Annotated in this window: 17 protein-coding genes; 7 read left to right on the top strand and 10 right to left on the bottom strand. The window is 64.3% G+C overall.

Annotation, left to right across the window (positions count from 1 at the left end; translation table 11 throughout):
• Positions 1-161: 161 nt before the first annotated feature.
• From UNPA324_RS12710 to UNPA324_RS12690, 5 genes are all read right to left on the bottom strand, one after another.
• Positions 162-1,562, bottom strand: coding sequence for an aspartate ammonia-lyase (locus UNPA324_RS12710; protein WP_128919315.1), 1,401 nt, complete (start codon positions 1,560-1,562; stop codon positions 162-164).
• Positions 1,563-1,598: 36 nt separating this feature from the next.
• Entirely contained in the window at positions 1,599-2,135 is a 537-nt protein-coding gene (locus UNPA324_RS12705) for a hypothetical protein (RefSeq protein ID WP_141934821.1), read from the bottom strand.
• Positions 2,136-2,183: 48 nt separating this feature from the next.
• Complete coding sequence (locus tag UNPA324_RS12700; RefSeq protein ID WP_181769380.1) at positions 2,184-2,786, bottom strand: YqaA family protein; 603 nt, start codon at positions 2,784-2,786, stop codon at positions 2,184-2,186.
• A 45-nt stretch (positions 2,787-2,831) separates the two neighbouring features.
• A complete protein-coding gene (gene hisE / locus UNPA324_RS12695) occupies positions 2,832-3,236 on the bottom strand; it encodes a phosphoribosyl-ATP diphosphatase (protein ID WP_141934820.1) in 405 nt (134 codons plus the stop codon).
• A 117-nt stretch (positions 3,237-3,353) separates the two neighbouring features.
• Positions 3,354-3,722, bottom strand: a complete 369-nt coding sequence (locus UNPA324_RS12690; protein ID WP_128919312.1) for a hypothetical protein — start codon at positions 3,720-3,722, stop codon at positions 3,354-3,356.
• Between the two features lie 229 nt (positions 3,723-3,951).
• Here UNPA324_RS12690 and UNPA324_RS12685 point away from each other — a divergent pair, with 229 nt between their 5' ends.
• From UNPA324_RS12685 to UNPA324_RS12660, 6 genes are all read left to right on the top strand, one after another.
• On the top strand, positions 3,952-5,004 hold the full coding sequence (locus tag UNPA324_RS12685; protein ID WP_141934819.1) for an ABC transporter substrate-binding protein: 1,053 nt from the start codon (positions 3,952-3,954) through the stop codon (positions 5,002-5,004).
• Between the two features lie 86 nt (positions 5,005-5,090).
• Positions 5,091-6,887, top strand: coding sequence for a glucan ABC transporter ATP-binding protein/ permease (locus UNPA324_RS12680; protein WP_141934818.1), 1,797 nt, complete (start codon positions 5,091-5,093; stop codon positions 6,885-6,887).
• A 190-nt stretch (positions 6,888-7,077) separates the two neighbouring features.
• Positions 7,078-8,592 carry a D-alanyl-D-alanine carboxypeptidase family protein gene (locus UNPA324_RS12675; protein ID WP_141934817.1) on the top strand — a complete coding sequence of 505 codons (1,515 nt, stop codon included), beginning with the start codon at positions 7,078-7,080 and terminating at the stop codon, positions 8,590-8,592.
• 189 nt (positions 8,593-8,781) lie between these two features.
• Positions 8,782-10,467, top strand: coding sequence for a long-chain fatty acid--CoA ligase (locus UNPA324_RS12670; protein ID WP_128919308.1), 1,686 nt, complete (start codon positions 8,782-8,784; stop codon positions 10,465-10,467).
• Between the two features lie 12 nt (positions 10,468-10,479).
• Positions 10,480-11,034 (top strand): DUF924 family protein, encoded by a 555-nt coding sequence (locus tag UNPA324_RS12665; RefSeq protein WP_128919307.1) that lies wholly within the window; start codon positions 10,480-10,482, stop codon positions 11,032-11,034.
• 119 nt (positions 11,035-11,153) lie between these two features.
• On the top strand, positions 11,154-11,639 hold the full coding sequence (locus tag UNPA324_RS12660; protein ID WP_128919306.1) for a peroxiredoxin: 486 nt from the start codon (positions 11,154-11,156) through the stop codon (positions 11,637-11,639).
• A 156-nt stretch (positions 11,640-11,795) separates the two neighbouring features.
• Here UNPA324_RS12660 and rnhA read toward each other — a convergent pair whose 3' ends face one another.
• Genes rnhA through ispH form a run of 3 tightly spaced genes read right to left on the bottom strand, consistent with a single transcriptional unit; the run spans position 11,796 to position 14,227 of the window.
• Positions 11,796-12,260 carry a ribonuclease HI gene (gene rnhA, locus UNPA324_RS12655; protein WP_128919305.1) on the bottom strand — a complete coding sequence of 155 codons (465 nt, stop codon included), beginning with the start codon at positions 12,258-12,260 and terminating at the stop codon, positions 11,796-11,798.
• Positions 12,257-13,252 carry a homoserine kinase gene (locus UNPA324_RS12650; protein WP_141934816.1) on the bottom strand — a complete coding sequence of 332 codons (996 nt, stop codon included), beginning with the start codon at positions 13,250-13,252 and terminating at the stop codon, positions 12,257-12,259. Before UNPA324_RS12650 ends, rnhA begins: the two co-directional genes overlap by 4 nt.
• 6 nt (positions 13,253-13,258) lie before the next feature.
• Positions 13,259-14,227: a 4-hydroxy-3-methylbut-2-enyl diphosphate reductase gene (gene ispH, locus UNPA324_RS12645; protein ID WP_128919303.1), complete on the bottom strand. Its 969-nt coding sequence runs from the start codon at positions 14,225-14,227 to the stop codon at positions 13,259-13,261.
• A 265-nt stretch (positions 14,228-14,492) separates the two neighbouring features.
• On the opposite strand from ispH, the gene UNPA324_RS12640 reads away from it, so the two are divergent.
• Positions 14,493-15,188 (top strand): DUF1013 domain-containing protein, encoded by a 696-nt coding sequence (locus tag UNPA324_RS12640; protein WP_164936238.1) that lies wholly within the window; start codon positions 14,493-14,495, stop codon positions 15,186-15,188.
• A gap of 145 nt (positions 15,189-15,333) precedes the next feature.
• Here UNPA324_RS12640 and UNPA324_RS12635 read toward each other — a convergent pair whose 3' ends face one another.
• Positions 15,334-16,080 (bottom strand): OmpW/AlkL family protein, encoded by a 747-nt coding sequence (locus UNPA324_RS12635; protein WP_128919301.1) that lies wholly within the window; start codon positions 16,078-16,080, stop codon positions 15,334-15,336.
• A gap of 193 nt (positions 16,081-16,273) precedes the next feature.
• A complete protein-coding gene (locus UNPA324_RS12630; RefSeq protein ID WP_128919300.1) occupies positions 16,274-16,543 on the bottom strand; it encodes a hypothetical protein in 270 nt (89 codons plus the stop codon).
• Between the last annotated feature and the right edge of the window lie 18 nt (positions 16,544-16,561).

Below are 16,561 nucleotides of genomic sequence, written 5' to 3'. Positions count from 1 at the left end.
CGACGTTGCCGTTTTGCCATCTGACACCTCTCGCTGCCTAAGCTATAGGTGTCCACCGATTTAGGGGAGGTCCAATCCAGGCTGTCTCCGCGCAAGCACTCCTGGATTGCTTCGTCGCAAGGGCTCCTCGCAATGACGGGGCGAAGCTGCGGATGACAGCCCTACCCGATCAGATCCGGATTGATCAGCCGCTCGAACGAGAACATCTCGTCCCACTTTTCCTGCGTCAGCAGCTTGCGCTCGACCACCACGATCTGGTGCAGCGACTTGCCGCTCTTGTAGCCCTCACGCGCGATCTCGGCGCATTGCTTGTAGCCGAGCAGCGGCTTCAGCACCGTGACGATGCCGAGCGAGTTCAGCACCATGTTGCGGGTGTGCTCCTCGTTGGCGGTGATGCCGACGACGCAATTCTCGCGCAGGCTGTTGACCGCGCGCTCCATGGTGTGGATCGAGAAGAACAGCGCGAACGAGATCACCGGCTCCATCACGTTGAGCTGGAGCTGGCCCGCCGAGGCCGCGAGCGTCACCGTCGTGTCGAGCCCGATGACGAGGAAGCTTGTCTGGTTGACCACTTCGGGGATCACGGGATTGACCTTGCCAGGCATGATCGAAGAGCCCGGCTGCAGCTGCGGCAGGTTGATCTCGTTGAAGCCGGCGCGCGGGCCGGAGGCGAGCAGGCGGATGTCGTTGCAGATCTTGGTCAGCTTGCTCGCCGTGCGCTTCAAGACGCCGGAGAGCTGCACATAGGCTCCGGTGTCCGAGGTCGCCTCGACGAGATCGCCTGCGAGGATGAAGTCGACGCCGGTGAGCGCGCTCAGATGCCGGACCGCGAGCTTGGGATAGCCGACCGCAGCCGTGACAGAGGTGCCGATCGCGGTGGCGCCGAGATTGATCTCGCGCAGCAGCGCGCGCGCTTCCGAGATGCGGTCGACCTCCTCACCGAGCGTGGTGCCCCATCCCCGGAACTCCGCACCGAGCGACATCGGCACGGCGTCCTGGAGGTGCGTGCGGCCCATCTTCAGCACGCGGTCGAACTCGCGTCCCTTGGCGAAGAAAGCTTCCTGGAGCTGGCGCAGCGCGGTCATGTAGCTCTCGAGCCGCAGAACCAGCGCGAGGCGAAAGGCGGTCGGATAGGTGTCGTTGGTCGACTGGCCGTAATTGACGTGATCGTTGGGACTGACGTGCTGATAGTCGCCCTTGCCGAAGCCGAGCGATTCCAGCGCGAGGTTCGCGATCACCTCGTTGGCGTTCATGTTGGTGGAAGTGCCGGCGCCGCCCTGGATGAAGTCGGTGACGAACTGATCCATCATCTCGCCGGCGATGACGCGGTCGCAGCCGAGGATGATCGCGTCCGCGACCCTGGCGTCGATCGCGCCAAGATCGCGATTGGCCATGGCGGCTGCCTTCTTGACATAACCGAGCGCCTTCACGAAGTAAGGCTCCTGGTTCATCGGAATGCCGGTGATGTGGAAGTTCTCCTTACCCCGGATGGTCTGGACGCCGTAATAGATGTCGTCGGCGATCTCACGCTGTCCGAGGAAGTCCTGCTCCGTCCGGCTCATGGGCGCTCCTTGTTGCATGCGCGCGAGACCTTCACGTCAGTTCTGGCACAGCGCGCTGGTCACGAAAGTATCAGTGCGGCAGTCGTCCGGTTTGCGGGGCCGGCCGGGGATCAGGACCTTGGCCGAGCATTTTTCGGCGGAGTCGGCATTCAGGCTCTTGCCTTCCTTGTAGCCCTTGCTCCGGCAGAGCTGGTCGGCGGCCTGCTTGCAGTCGGGCGCGCCGTTCGACGAGGCCGGACAGGCCGCGCGCCCCGACACCATGGTCGAGGGCTTGGCCAGCCGCGACAGGTCGTTCATGGTTTCACCGGGGCTTTTGATCGGCGGCAGGATCGAGGGCAGCTTGCCGAACAGCTTGCCCATTTCATTGATCAGCCCGGGATTTTCCTCGCGCGCCGGCGGTGCCGATGGAGCGGGTGCCGACGGCGGCGGAGCCTGCGGCCCTTGCTCCTGCAAGCCAAGCGACGGCGGCGCCGATTGCGCCCACCCTATCCCGCAAGCACCGAGCAGGAGCAGCGCGACTGCTGACGTCAGCGTCCTGAGCAGCAGGGCGGGCTTGCCGGATCGAACCATCATGACGGCAACCGTAGCCGAAGCCGGCCCGGCGGCAAAGCGGCCACGCCGCTAGATCAGCTTGATGGCGATGACGAAGCCGAGCACCAACGCCGCGGCGCCGATCGCCACCACGAGCCCAAGATGCTTCTCGATCCTGACGCGGATCCAATCGCCATAGCGGTTGAGCAGGATCGCGACGATGAAGAAGCGCCCGCCGCGCGCAATGACGGAGAACAGGACGAACAAAAGCGGATTGTAGCCGGCAAAGCCCGAGGTGATGGTGACGAGCTTGTACGGGATCGGCGTCAGCCCCTTGAGCAGAATAATCACCGCCCCCCATTCGGCGTATTTGGCACGGAATCCGTCGACCTGATCACCGAGCCCGTAAAGCTGGATCAGCCAATGACCCAGCGAGTCATAGAGCAGCGCGCCGATGGCGTAACCGAGCATCCCGCCGAGCACCGAGGTCGCGGTGCAGACCGTCGCATAGAGCCAGGCGCGCTGCGGACGCGCCAGCGACATCGGGATCAGCATCACATCCGGCGGAACCGGAAAGAAGGAGCTTTCGGCGAAAGACACCACGCCCATGATCCAGAGCGCGTAGGGCTTGTGGGCGGCGTCGATGCACCAGTCGTAAATACGTTTCAGCATGGCGCCGCGATGAAGCACCATGGGACGGATTTGTCCATGCCGAGATTGAGGCGAATTATGACGTTTCTAGTGGCGCTTGCGCGCGGCACGCCCCTCGAGCGCGACAATTGGCCGCCTGGCAGCCACGCGCGGTGACGCGACCTTGGGCAGCTTCATCGACGATTTCGGCAGCTTCTCGGCGATGCCGAGCATGTCTTCCCGCCGCCTCATCTCGCGCCAGACGTCCTCGGGGCGCACGCCGGCAGAGGCCCAGAGCACGGTGAGATTGTACAAGAGGTCGGCGCTTTCGCGGACCACGGCGTCGGTGTCGCCATTGACGGCATCGATCACGACCTCGATGGCCTCTTCGGCGAGCTTCTTTGCCATTTTTGAGGGCCCGCGCTGAAACAGCCGGGCCGTACGCGATGTTGCCGGATCAAGGTCCCTGGCCGCGAGCACAGCCAGATATAGCCGCTCAAGCGAATCACTCATGGTACTCAAAACTACTCTAAACAAATGGCGGGCGTGTTAACGCGTGGGCATAAAAGCAAAAAACAGGCCGGCGCGGCAAGCGCGACGGCCTCTCCTGGTCAACCCCAGCTGCCAGAGCTAGTAGCAGTTCTGGTAATAACCCTGGCCGCAATACTCGGACGGAGCGGTGCCGCCGTAGCGCTGATACTGGAAGTTCGGGCCCGGACCATAATAGGGACCGTAGGCAGGGCCGCTGTAATAGGCGGGACCGCCGTAATAGCCATAGCCCGGACCGTAATCATAGGCGTAGGAGTCCCGGGTTGCCGCGATGGCAAGACCGGTGCCGATGGCCGCGAAAGCCGCAGCAGCAGCCGCGCCACCTCCACCGCCATGCCAGTGGCGGCCGCCCGCGTATGAAGCGGTCGGGGCAATCGTGGTCAGCGCCAGCACCGTGGCGGTGGCAAGAACGGCCTTTCGGCCCGCAAAATTGGAGAATCGCTCGAACATGTCTTGGGCCCTCCTTTGGGACCTGGAATGGACGCCTGCGGACAGGCTCATGCCTTTCAAACCCGCATAGCCCAAGTTGGGTTCCCCAACCCCAACACAAGCTGAACGGGGTTGCGTAATCGTGACGCAACCGCCGCTCATCCTCCGTTCATGTTGGCACGGAAAGACTGACCGCCAGCCGGCGCTGCAAGCGTCACCAAACCATAACAATGCGGGACCGGCGCAACTGATGTCGGAATTCAAGACGATCGCGCTTCGTTGCCTGCTGGCCCTCTCGATCTCGCTTGCGACACCGATTGCACGCGATGTCAGCGCGGCCGAGACGCCTGCGCCATCCTCCGCTGCGATTCACTTCACCTTCGACCGCCCGCTCGATGCGAGCATGGCGCCGTTCTTTCTTGCGGCGAAGGACGGCAGGTTCGGCGCCGAGCGTCTCAACGTGTCCTTCAGCGGCGCGACCGGATCGACCGAGGCGCTCGCAGGCGTCGCCAAAGGCGACAGCGAACTTGCGCTCGTCGACATCAACGAGCTGATCCGATTTCGCGACAAGGAGGATGCGGCGCCGGTCAAGGCGGTGTTCGTGCTGTTCAACCGCGCGCCTTACGCGATCGTGGCGCGCAAGAGCCGCGGCATTCATCTATTGCCCGATCTCGACGGCAAGACCGTCGGCGTTGCCGACGGCGATCCGTCGATGCGGCTGTGGCCGGCGCTGGCGCAGCAGAACGGCATCAAGGCATCGCACGTCAAATTCCACAGGATCAGCGCGGCGGTGCGCGAGCCGATCCTGTCCGCGGGACAGGTCGATGCCGTCGCGGGCTTCAGCTATCTCTCGGCAGTGAACCTGCGTGATCGCGGCGTGCCCGGAGCCGATCTCGTCGTGCTGCGTTATGCCGACTATGGCTGCGAGGCCTATGGCTTCGCCGTGGTGGCCAATCCCGCCTTCGCCGCAACGAAGCCGGATGCCGTGAAGGGCTTCATCCGCGCCTTGATCGCCGGCATCACCGCGACCGCCAAGGAACCGGCGCGTGCGGCGGACGAGGCCGCGAGCCGCATCGACGGCGGCGACCGCGACCTGGAGCTGGAACGCCTGCGCGCCGTCCTTGCCGACAACGTCCTGACCGACGAGGTCAAGCGCAACGGTCTCGGCGGTATCGAGCCACTGCGCCTGGAACGCTCGATCGACCAGATCGCGCAGGACTTCAAATTCCGCAAGCGGCCCACGGCGGGCGACATCTTCGACGATCGGTTCCTGCCGCCGGTCGCGGGGCGGCTGATCAATTGAGAAAAACTGACAGCTTCCGCTATATCTCGCGCGCGATCCCTGCTTAGAATACAGGCCCCGTTATCCGCTCGAGTTTCGTCGCCCGCATGTCCATCCTCCGTCTCTATACCCGCGTTCTCGAGCTGCTCGGCAACGAGGCGCGGCTGGGCTGGCTGCTCGCGGTCGCCAATCTCCTGCTGGCCGGCTCGCAATTTGCCGAACCCGTGCTGTTCGGCCGGATCGTCGACGTGCTTTCCGGCAAGACGGTGGCCGGCTCGAACTCGGCCTGGCCGTTCCTGGCCGCCTGGGTCGCGTTCGGGCTCTTCACCATCCTGTGCAGCGCGCTCGTGGCCCTGCAAGCCGACCGGCTCTCGCACCGGCAGCGCCAGGCGGTGCTGACCGACTATTTCGAGCACATCTTGCAATTGCCGCTGACCTTCCACTCCGGCACCCATTCGGGCCGCCTGATGAAAGTGATGCTCAACGGCACCGACGCGTTGTGGCGGCTGTGGCTCGGCTTCTTCCGCGAGCACTTTGCCGCGATCCTCTCGGTCCTGGTGCTGCTGCCGCTGTCGCTCTACCTGAACTGGCGGCTCGCGATCCTCCTGTTCGTTCTTTGCATCGTCTTCACCGCACTGACGACCTTCGTGGTGCGCAAGACCTTCGGCATGCAGATGGAAGTCGAGGAGCATTACAGCGAGCTTTCCGCCCGCGCTTCCGATGCGCTCGGCAACGTCGCGCTGGTGCAGAGCTTCGTCCGCGTCGAATCCGAGGTGAAGGGACTGCGCTCCGTCGCCGATCAATTGCTCGAAGCCCAGATGCCGGTACTGTCGTGGTGGGCGCTGGTCACCGTCATCACGCGCGCCTCCACCACCATCACGGTGCTGGCGATCTTCACGTTCGGCATCGCGCTGCACGACCAGGGACTGACATCCGTCGGCGAGATCGTGATGTTCGTGAGCTTCGCCACGCTCTTGATCCAGAAGCTGGAGCAGGTCGTGAGCTTCATCAACAACGTGTTCATGGAAGCTCCGCGTCTGCGCGAGTTCTTCAATGTGCTCGACGCCGTGCCCGCGGTGCACGATCGCCACGACGCGATCGATGCCGGCAGGCTGTCCGGCCTCGTCGAGTTCAACGACGTCACCTTCTCCTACGACGGCAAGCGGCCGGCGATCGAGGATCTCACCTTCACCGCGCTGCCCGGCCAGACCATCGCGCTGGTCGGCCCGACCGGCGCCGGCAAATCGACCGCGATCGCGCTGCTGCATCGCGCCTTCGATCCGCAATCCGGCTTCATCAAGATCGACGGCATGGACGTGCGCGGCGTGACGCTGACCTCGCTGCGGAGGAACATCGGCGTCGTGTTCCAGGAAGCGCTGCTGTTCAACCGTTCGATCGCGGAGAATCTGCGGGTCGGCAAGCCGGATGCGACCGAGGCCGAGATGCGCCAGGCGGCGGCGCGCGCGCAGGCGCTCGAATTCATCGAGCGCAGCGGCGGTTTCGAGACCAATGCCGGCGAGCGCGGTCGCATGCTGTCCGGCGGCGAGCGGCAGCGCCTGTCGATCGCCCGCGCGCTCTTGAAGGACCCGCCGATCCTGATCCTGGACGAAGCCACCAGCGCGCTCGACGCCGTCACCGAGGCCAAGGTGAATACCGCTCTCGACGAAGTGATGAAGGGCCGCACCACCTTCGTGATCGCCCATCGCCTCTCCACCATTCGCAACGCCACGCGGATCCTGGTGTTCGAGAACGGGCGCGTCATCGAAAGCGGAACTTTCGATGAACTCGTGGCCAAAGGCGGCCATTTTGCCGAGCTCGCCAGGGCTCAGTTCATGGTCCATGAAACCGCACGGGCCAGCGTGACGGCTTCTGAGGCTGCCGCGACGGCAGCCAAATCCCCCTAGCAAGTCCTCACAGCGCCGTCGAAATTCGGCCTATTTCATTGCGGAATACCGCACCCAGCCCCCTGTTCTCGACGCATCAGCCGGTATAGGTTTGCGGCGCCGCAAGCGGCGGCGCTGGATTTCAGAACCGACAATCAGATCACGAGAGCCGCCCGTATCCAGGCGGGTCTCCAAGGACCGGAATCGGATAGTGCACGCCCTACGCCCGCTGCTTCGCAAATCGCTCAACCTGTTCGCTGCGAGCCTCGCATGTGCCGCGCTGCTTGCGCCGCACGCGGCGAGCGCCGAGGCGCTGCTGCTGATCGAGGCCGACAGCGGCAAGGTGCTGCAGGCGGACAACGCGACCATTCCCTGGTATCCGGCCTCCGTCACCAAGATCATGACCGCCTATGTGACGCTGAAGGCGGTCAAGGACGGCAGACTGACGCTCGACACGCTGCTCACGGTGTCGCCGATTGCGGCCTCGCAATCGCCCTCGAAGATGGGATTCCGTCCGGGAACGCAGCTCACCGTCGACAACGCGCTGAAGATGATGATGGTCAAGTCGGCGAACGACATGGCCGTGGTGCTCGCCGAAGGCGTCGGCGGTTCGATCGACGGCTTCTCCGCGATGATGAACGACACCGCGAAGAAGCTCGGCATGACGCAGACCAGCTACGTCAATCCGAACGGCCTGCCCGCCGACGGCCAGATCACGTCGGCGCGCGACCTCGGCATCCTGGCGCGCTCGTTCCTGCGCGACCTGCCGGAATACGAATACTTCGTGCACATCCCGGCGATCCGCTTCGGCAAGCGCGTCACCGGCAATTTCAACAAGCTGATCGGCCGCTATCCCGGTGCCGACGGTTTCAAGACCGGCTTCATCTGCGCCTCCGGCTACAATCTCGTCGCCTCGGCCACCCGCAACGGCCGCCGGCTGATCGCGGTGGTGCTGGGTGCGAACTCCGGCACCGCGCGCGCGGTGAAGGCGGCGCAGCTGCTGGAGCGCGGCTTCGCCCAAGACAATCTGACATGGCTGCGCCCCTCGCTCGGCACGGTCGAGAACCTCGTGCCGGTCGACGCCTCGCCGCCGAACCTGCGCGACGAGATGTGCGGCGGCCAGCGCAAGCGGCCGGCCAGCGACGACGACGATGCGCTGATTGCCGCCAATGGCGGCACATCAGGATCGGCCTCGGCCACCGGCGGCGAAGCCCAGGTGACCTTCTTCACCGCCGGCCTCCAGCCGCCCCTGATGAAGGCCTCCGAATTGATGGCCTCTCCGCCGGCGGCGGCCGAGCCCGTGCTGGTCTATACCGGCCCGACCCGTACCGGCCCCGCCCTGATCGCGGCGGTCGCGGCCGATGCCGACCAGCAGGCGGCGTCCAAACCGCGTGGCAAGAAGTCGCGCGTGGCCAAGAAGCCTGATGCGGCCGACAGGCCGAAAGACGGGGGCAAGGACGCTAACACCAAGACGGCAGCGGTGAAGCCGGATGCCAAGCCGGCTGGGGCCAAGAACAACGGTAAGAGCGACGGCAAAAACGACGCGAAGGGCGACCCCAAGAGCGAGCCTAAGACTGCGGCGAAGCCGGCAGCGCCCAAGCATGCTGCCGCCAAGCATGATGCGGCGGCAAAATCCGCCGACAAGCCTGCGGCCAGCGGCGATCAGAAGCCCGCCAAGCCCAAGGCCGCGACCAAGCCCGCCGCCAAGCCGGCCAACAACGGTTGACCCGCACGCCGGGCCGAGAGCCGGCCCGGCTTCGCACCTGCGGCAGCTGTTCGCGATGATTCCAGTAGCCACTCCCCGGCCTTTGCCCTAAGCCTCGACGGCTTGCCAGCAGTTCCGGCAGGTTCGATACTGGCGGCAATGAGGCAAGCCCGAGACACAACGGGCTCTGGTAGATGAGGGGAGTTTTCCATGGAGCGCATCTGGCTCAAGCAATATCCGCCCGGCGTGCCCGCCGATATCGAGCCGACCCAATACGCATCGCTGGTCGACCTCCTTGAGGAGAGCTTCACCAAGTTCGCCGACCGCAAGGCGTTCATCTGCATGGACAAGTCGATCAGCTACCGCGACCTCGACCAGATGTCGGTCGCGCTCGCCGCCTATCTGCAGGGCCGCGGGCTGCAGCGCGGCGCCCGTGTCGCCATCATGATGCCGAACGTGCTGCAATATCCCGTTGCGACGGCTGCCGTGCTCCGCGCTGGCTTCGCGGTCGTCAACGTCAACCCGCTCTACACCCCGCGTGAGCTCGAGCACCAGCTCAAGGATTCCGGCGCCGAAGCCATTATCGTGCTGGAGAATTTCGCCCACACCGTCGAGCAGGTGATCGCGAAGACCGCGGTGAAGCATGTCATCGTCGCCAGCATGGGCGACCTGCTCGGCTTCAAGGGCGTGATCGTCAATCTGGTTGTCCGCCGCGTCAAGAAGATGGTACCGGCCTGGTCGCTGCCGGGCTCGGTCTCCTTCAACGACGCGCTCTCCGCTGGACGCGGCATGACCTTCAACAAGCCAAAGCTCTCGCCGGGCGACGTCGCCTTCCTGCAATATACCGGCGGTACCACCGGCGTCTCCAAGGGCGCCACCCTGCTCCACCGCAACATCGTGGCCAACGTCCTGCAGAATGACGCCTGGCTTCAGCCGGCGGTCGCCGCGCCGCCGCATGTCGATCAGCTCATGATCGTCTGCGCGTTGCCGCTCTATCACATCTTCGCGCTGACGGCCTGCTACCTGCTCGCGGTGCGCGCCGGCGGCTGCAATCTCCTGATCCCCAACCCGCGCGACATTGCGGGCTTCGTCAAGGAGCTGGCGAAATACCAGGTCAACAGCTTCCCGGCCGTCAACACGCTCTACAACGGCTTGATGCACCACCCTGATTTCAAGAAGCTCGACTTCTCCAAGCTGAAGATCTCAAACGGCGGCGGTATGGCGGTGCAGCGTCCCGTCGCCGATCAATGGAAGGCGATCACCGGCTGCTTCATCGCCGAAGGTTACGGCTTGTCGGAGACTTCGCCGACGCTGACCTGCAACCCGGCGACGGCAACGGAGTTCACCGGTACGATCGGCATTCCCGTGCCGTCGACCTACATCTCGATCCGCGATGACGACGGCAACGAGGTCCCGCTCGGTCAGGCAGGAGAGATCTGCGCCAAGGGTCCGCAGGTGATGTCGGGCTACTGGAACAGGCCGGAGGAGACCGCCAAGGTGATGACCGCGGACGGCTATTTCCGCACCGGCGACATCGGCGTAATGGACGAGAAGGGCTACACCAAGATCGTCGACCGCAAGAAGGACATGATCCTGGTCTCCGGCTTCAACGTCTATCCGAACGAGGTCGAAGAAGTGGTCGCGAGCCATCCGGGCGTGCTCGAATGCGCCGTGATCGGCATCCCCGATTCCAAGTCGGGCGAAGCGGTGAAGGCTTTCGTGGTGAAGAAGGATCCCAACCTCACCGCCGAGGCGGTGATCAAGTTCTGTCACGAGCAGCTCACCGGCTACAAGGTGCCCAAGCACATCGAATTCCGCAACGATCTGCCCAAGACCAATGTCGGCAAGATCCTGCGCCGCGAGCTGCGCGACGAGAAAAAGGCGGAGGCGGCGTAAGCTGCACCGCTGATGCCGGACGTCGGTGCCATCGCGCCATCAGGCATTCTCGCCTTCTGGCGCGAGGCCGGCCGCGAGCGCTGGTACAAGCGCAGCGACGCTTTCGACGCCGAGGTCAGGCGCCGCTTTCTGACGCTGTGGCAGAAGGCGGCCGCCGGCGAGTTGGCCTCGTGGGAGGCGAGCGACGACGGCGCGCTCGCGCTCGTCATCGTGCTCGACCAGTTTCCTCGCAACATGTTTCGGGGCACGCCGCAAGCCTTTGCCAGCGACGCGCTGGCGCGTGACGTCGCCCGCCGTGCCATCGATCGGAGTGTCGATACCAGGATCGACCCCGTCCTGCTCGAATTCCTGTACATGCCCTTGATGCACTCCGAGCGCCTCGCCGATCAGGAGCACTGCGTCGCGCTGTTTCAGCAAACCGACAATACCGAGAACCTGAAATACGCCCGGGCGCACGCCGACATCATCCAGCGGTTCGGCCGGTTTCCCCACCGCAACCGCCTCCTCGGCCGCCACACCACCGAGGAAGAGCAGGCCTTCCTCGACGATGGCGGCTTTTCCGGGTGATGACATGATGGTGAAGTGCCCAAGGAGAAGGCCAAGTCTCTCCGCTTCGGCCGCCGGCAATATTGTGCAGGCCCGCCGCACGGTCTAAAAAGCGGGACCGATTTTCAGGGAGACTGACAATGGCGATCCAGATTGGCGACAAGCTGCCGGAAGCGAAATTCCGTGTGATGACGGCGGAAGGCCCGCAGGTGAAGACCACCGACGATATCTTCAAGGGTAAGAAGGTGGCGCTGTTCGCGGTGCCCGGCGCCTACACCGGCACCTGCCACAAGATGCATCTGCCGAGCATCTTCCTCAACGCCTATGCCATCAAGGACAAGGGCGTCGACAGCATCGCCATCGTCTCCGTCAACGACGCCTTCGTCATGAGCGCCTGGAAGCGCGACACCGACCAGCGCGACGAGGCCATCTTCCTCGCCGACGGCAATGCCGATTTCACCAAGGCGATCGGCATGGAGCTGGACGCCTCCGCCAACGGCCTCGGCATCCGCTCCAAGCGCTATTCGATGCTGGTCGAGGATGGCGTGGTCAAGAAGCTGAACCTCGAGGCGATGCCCGGCAAGGTCGAGGTCTCCGGCGGCGATACGCTGCTCGGGCAGCTGTAAGCTCTCTTCGCGACAAAGACACTGTCATGCCCCGGCTTGACCGGGGCATCCAGTACGCCGAGACCTCTCGGCTTAATCACGTCCATCTCTGGAATACCGGATCGCCCGGTCGAGCCGGGCGATGACAGTTGAGAATGAGGCACCGACGGCGCGCCTCTACTCCGCAAGCCGCTGCTGCAACCGCGCCTTCACGATGCCGTCGCGTGCGAGCTGATCGGCGCGTTCGTTCTCGGGGTGGCCGGCATGGCCCTTGACCCAGTGCCAGCGGATCTCGTGCTGCTTCAGCGCGGCATCCAGGCGCTGCCATAGCTCGACGTTCTTCACCGGCTTCTTGTCGGCGGTGCGCCAGCCGTTGCGCTTCCAGCCGAAGATCCATCCCGTGATGCCCTGCCGGACATACTGGCTGTCGGTGTAGAGATCGACGGTGCACGGCTTCTTCAGCGCTTCCAGCGCCGAGATCGCCGCCATCAGCTCCATCTGGTTGTTGGTGGTGTGGCGCTCGCCGCCGTTCAGCTCTTTTTCCTTGTCGCCGAACTTCAGGATCGCGCCCCAGCCGCCCGGCCCGGGATTTCCCGAGCAGGCGCCGTCGGTAAAGATCGTGACATTGGGACGCTCGCTCACGCCACCAACCCCGACGGCATCAGCCCATAGTCGCGCACGCTTCTCACGCTCTGGTGGAAGCGCAGCTTGCGGACATATTCCAGCGGATCCTTCGGCTTCACCAGCGCACCGGGCGGCACGTTGAGCCAGTCGACCAGCCGCGTCAGCAGGAAGCGGATCGCAGCCCCGCGCGCGAGCAGCGGCAGCGCGGCCTCTTCCGCCTCCGAGAGCTTTCGCACCCGGCCATAGGCGTTGAGAAAGGCACGCGCCTTGGTGACATTGAAGGAATGATCCGGCTCGAAGCACCAGGCGTTGAGGCAGATCGCGACGTCATAGGCCAGCATGTCGTTGCAGGCGAAGGTGAAGTCGATGATCCCGGAGAGCTGATCGCCGAGGAAGAAGACGTTGTCGTTGAAGAGGTCGGCGTGGATCACGCCTTCCGGCAGATCGGTCGGCCAGATCCCGCTCGACAGATGATCGAGCTCAGCCGCCAGGAACGTGCGCAGGCCCGGCTGCACCTCGTCGGCACGGTGTGAGGCCGCATCGAACAGCGGCCGCCAGCCCGAGACCGAGAGCGCATTGGCGCGCCGAACCGCAAAATTCGCGCCGGCCAGATGCATCTTCGCCAGCGCCGCGCCGACGCCGGCGCAATGCGTCACGTTCGGCTTGCGAGGCCACATGCCTTCGAGAAAGGTGATGATCGCCGCAGGGCGTCCCGACAGCTCGCGCAGCGCCTCGCCGTCGCGTCCCTTCACCGGCAGCGGGCAGTTGATGCCGTGCTCGGCCAGATGCGTCATCAGCGCGAGGAAGAACGGCAAATCGTTCTTCGCCACGCGCTTCTCGTAGAGCGTGAGGATGAACGACGCCTGCTTGCCTCCCTGGCTGGTATGCAGCAGGAAGTTGGTGTTCTCGACGCCCTCGGCGATGCCCTTGTAGGACAGCAATTCGCCGAGATCATATTGCTTCAGGAAATCCGCAAGCTCGTCGGCGGCAACGTCGGTGTAGACCGCCATAAAGGTCTACTCGGCGGCAGCTTCGGGACGCACCTGACGCGGCAGCGGGAAGAACTCGTTCTCTTCCGCGGCCGAGACCGTCTCCACATGCAGCGTGTAACGCTCGGCGAAGGCGTCCATGATCTCCTCGACGATCACCTCCGGCGCGGAGGCGCCCGCCGTGATGCCCAGGCTCGAGATATTGCCGAACTTGTCCCAGTCGATGTCGGCGGCGCGCTGCGCCAGCACCGCGATCCGGCAGCCCTCGCGCTCGGCAACCTCGCGCAGGCGCTGCGAGTTCGACGAATTGGGGGCACCGACGACGATGAGCGCGTCCACCACCGGCGCCACCTTCTTCACCGCGAGCTGGCGATTGGTGGTGGCGTAGCAGATGTCTTCCTTGTGCGGGCCGTTGATGTTGGGGAAGCGCTTCTTCAAGAGCGCCACGATCTCCGCGGTGTCGTCGATCGACAGCGTGGTCTGGGTCACGAAGGCGAGATTGTTGGGGTCCTTCGGGGCGATGGTCTTGGCGTCCTCGGCGGTCTCGATCAGGGTCACGGCGCCGACCGGAAGCTGGCCGAGCGTGCCGACCACCTCAGGGTGATGGGAGTGGCCGATCAGGAATATCTCACGGCCACGCTTGAAATGGATCGCGGCCTCGCGATGGACCTTGGTCACCAGCGGGCAGGTCGCATCCAGCGAGAACAGATTGCGGGACTGCGCGTCGGCCGGAACTGATTTCGGCACGCCGTGGGCCGAGAACACCACCGGCGCGGTGGCGTTCTCCGGGATCTCGGCGAGCTCCTCGACGAAGATGGCGCCCTTCTTCTTCAACCCGTCGACGACATATTTGTTGTGCACAATCTCATGGCGAACATAGACGGGGGCGCCATATTTATCGAGCGCCCGTTCCACGGTGTCGATCGCCCGGACCACGCCGGCACAGAAGCCGCGGGGAGAACAAAGCACGATCTTGAGGTCTGGTTTGGCTGACATTGAGCGATCTCGGGACCGAATCACCCGTTTCGCCTTTTGGCGGGGGCGGTCGATGGATGGAATAGGGCTTAAACGGTCGGCTTGAACTATGCCGCGAGTTTCTAAGGGAATTGGGCCCCCTTTCGGGCGCTGTCAAGGCACTATCTATAGCAGAACCATTGCATGGCTACCCCCTCCGGGCTTATATAGCGCGAATTCCCTGTCATCGCTGATGACCACCGGTTTCGCCTCCAGAGGGGTGGGCGAAGCACAAAGGAGATTTGCCATGAGCAACGCACCTCTGATGCCCAAGGCGACCGCCGTCTGGCTGCTCGACAACACCGCGCTGACCTTCGACCAGGTCGCCGATTTCACCAAGATGCATCCCCTCGAGGTGCGCGCGATCGCCGACGGCGATGCGGCCCAGGGCATCAAGGGCATGGATCCCCTCTCCAACGGCCAGCTCACCCGCGAGGAGATCGAGAAGGGCGAGAAGAACCCGGATTACCGGCTCCGCCTCCAGGAGAGCAAGGTGGTGCTGCCGCCGCAGCCCAAGCGCAAGGGCCCGCGTTACACCCCGGTTTCGCGCCGCCACGAGCGTCCGAGCGCCATCCTCTGGCTGCTGCGCAGCCATCCGGAGCTCAAGGACGCCCAGATCATGCGTCTGGTCGGCACCACCAAGAGCACCATTGCCAGCGTGCGTGACCGCACCCACTGGAACACGTCCCAGCTCACCCCGATCGATCCCGTCACCCTCGGCCTTTGCTCGCAGATCGAGCTCGATTTCGAGGTGCAGCGCGCCGCCAAGGAAAAGCCGATCGATGCAGCCTATGGCGGCGCCACGCTGCTGCCGGCCTCCGAGACCACCCGCAAGGACGAATACGAGTCCGCGGAGAAGTCCAGCGACGACCTCAACGTCGACGCCGTGTTCGCCAAGCTGAAGACGCTCGGCGGCAAGAAGCAGGAAGACGAGGAGGGGTAGTTCCTCTCCCTCTTCGTTCGCTTCAAACGCAAAAAGCGCGGCAGGGAAACCTGCCGCGCTTTTTGTTTTGTGTACCCCACCCTCGGTGGTCGTCCCCGCGAACGCGGGGACGACAGCGGAATTTGTTGCTCTAGGCGATTGTCACTCAGAACTTATACGTCACGCCCGCGCCGACCAGCCACGGATCGATATGCGCGGTGCCGGTGACCGGCAGGCCGGAGACGGTCGCGCTGTAATCCGGGCGCAGCCAGAGCTTCTTGACGTCGACGTTGAGACCCCAGTGTCGGTCGATCATGTAGTCGAAGCCGAACTGCACGGCACCGCCCCATGCGTTGCTGACATGCAGGTTGGTGGTGGTGGCGACGATCGCGGGCGGACCGGCGATCGCGGCAGGCGAATTGGCCGCGGAATTGTTGAAGAACACAGTGTAGTTCACGCCGGCGCCGATATAGGGCTTGAACGCGCCGAACTGGTCGAAGTGATATTGCAGCGTCAACGTCGGCGGCAGCAGCGTGGTCTTTCCGATCGGCAGGTTCGCGAGCGAGCCGGTGCCGCTGATCGAGTGCCGGGTGACGCCGAGGATCAGCTCGGCTGCGATGTTCTTGGTGAAGAAATAGCTGATGTCGAGCTCGGGGACGACCTGGTCGCTGATCGAGAGGCCGGAATTCGGCGATGACAGCGAGGGCACGCCCGCCACATTGACGGTCGAGCCGCCGGCATCCGGCAACACGCCGAGCACGCGCAGGCGCACCATCCACGGATTGAATGCCTCCACCGGCGGCGGCGCCTTCTTGTAAACAGGCAAATCGGCAGCTTGCACCGATGCAAACGTGCCTGCGAGCATCGCGCCAAAAGTCGCAAGCCGCGCCAGGTTTCTTGTCGTTCTCTGCATTTCAATCCCCTTCAGCCATCTCTCGCGCGTCGTTGCGCGACATGAGCGTCAGAGCAGAAAGGGGCCGCTGGAGGATTTGATCTCGATCAATTCAGGCGAACGTCGCCACGATTTGGCCACGGCGTTGCAGATGTGTCACGAAAACCATGCAGGCGAGACGCTGTGTGCGGCAAAATAGTGCCGCACCCTCACGTCAGGGCCGCTCCGGATGGTTCAGCATGTATTCGCCGAGGTCGCGCTGGCGGCGGTCGGCGCGCGCGGTGGCGGCGTTGCGCTGGACGTCGCGGTCCTTGCGACACGCCACATATTCCGGCGAGCCCTGCGCATAGCCTCGGCTCTGGCAGACCGCGTCGTCATCGTCGCCGCCCACCGCCACCGGATTCTGGTGACGCGCGGAGCAGGCGGAGAGAGCGGTGGCCAGCAGCACAGCTGCAAGCAGGCGCGGCGCGGCGGCGAGTGGCATACGAGGTCCCCTGTTGGC

The organism is Bradyrhizobium sp. UNPA324 (genome assembly GCF_006658635.1).
GTDB lineage: Bacteria > Pseudomonadota > Alphaproteobacteria > Rhizobiales > Xanthobacteraceae > Bradyrhizobium > Bradyrhizobium nanningense.
The sequence above is the reverse complement of the archived record's forward strand: the minus strand, read 5'-3'. Positions and strand labels throughout refer to the sequence as shown.

Excerpts from the sequence above, each read along its gene's own strand:
- UNPA324_RS12665 (WP_128919307.1), top strand. The coding sequence starts at position 10,480 with ATGCCGGACGTCGGTGCCATCGCGCCATCAGGCATTCTCGCCTTCTGG.
- UNPA324_RS12630 (WP_128919300.1), bottom strand. The coding sequence starts at position 16,543 with ATGCCACTCGCCGCCGCGCCGCGCCTGCTTGCAGCTGTGCTGCTGGCC.
- UNPA324_RS12680 (WP_141934818.1), top strand. The coding sequence starts at position 5,091 with ATGTCCATCCTCCGTCTCTATACCCGCGTTCTCGAGCTGCTCGGCAAC.
- UNPA324_RS12635 (WP_128919301.1), bottom strand. The coding sequence starts at position 16,080 with ATGCAGAGAACGACAAGAAACCTGGCGCGGCTTGCGACTTTTGGCGCG.
- UNPA324_RS12640 (WP_164936238.1), top strand. The coding sequence starts at position 14,493 with ATGAGCAACGCACCTCTGATGCCCAAGGCGACCGCCGTCTGGCTGCTC.
- UNPA324_RS12705 (WP_141934821.1), bottom strand. The coding sequence starts at position 2,135 with ATGATGGTTCGATCCGGCAAGCCCGCCCTGCTGCTCAGGACGCTGACG.
- UNPA324_RS12710 (WP_128919315.1), bottom strand. The coding sequence starts at position 1,562 with ATGAGCCGGACGGAGCAGGACTTCCTCGGACAGCGTGAGATCGCCGAC.
- hisE (WP_141934820.1), bottom strand. The coding sequence starts at position 3,236 with ATGAGTGATTCGCTTGAGCGGCTATATCTGGCTGTGCTCGCGGCCAGG.
- UNPA324_RS12690 (WP_128919312.1), bottom strand. The coding sequence starts at position 3,722 with ATGTTCGAGCGATTCTCCAATTTTGCGGGCCGAAAGGCCGTTCTTGCC.
- ispH (WP_128919303.1), bottom strand. The coding sequence starts at position 14,227 with ATGTCAGCCAAACCAGACCTCAAGATCGTGCTTTGTTCTCCCCGCGGC.
- UNPA324_RS12685 (WP_141934819.1), top strand. The coding sequence starts at position 3,952 with ATGTCGGAATTCAAGACGATCGCGCTTCGTTGCCTGCTGGCCCTCTCG.
- UNPA324_RS12700 (WP_181769380.1), bottom strand. The coding sequence starts at position 2,786 with ATGGTGCTTCATCGCGGCGCCATGCTGAAACGTATTTACGACTGGTGC.
- UNPA324_RS12650 (WP_141934816.1), bottom strand. The coding sequence starts at position 13,252 with ATGGCGGTCTACACCGACGTTGCCGCCGACGAGCTTGCGGATTTCCTG.
- UNPA324_RS12660 (WP_128919306.1), top strand. The coding sequence starts at position 11,154 with ATGGCGATCCAGATTGGCGACAAGCTGCCGGAAGCGAAATTCCGTGTG.
- UNPA324_RS12670 (WP_128919308.1), top strand. The coding sequence starts at position 8,782 with ATGGAGCGCATCTGGCTCAAGCAATATCCGCCCGGCGTGCCCGCCGAT.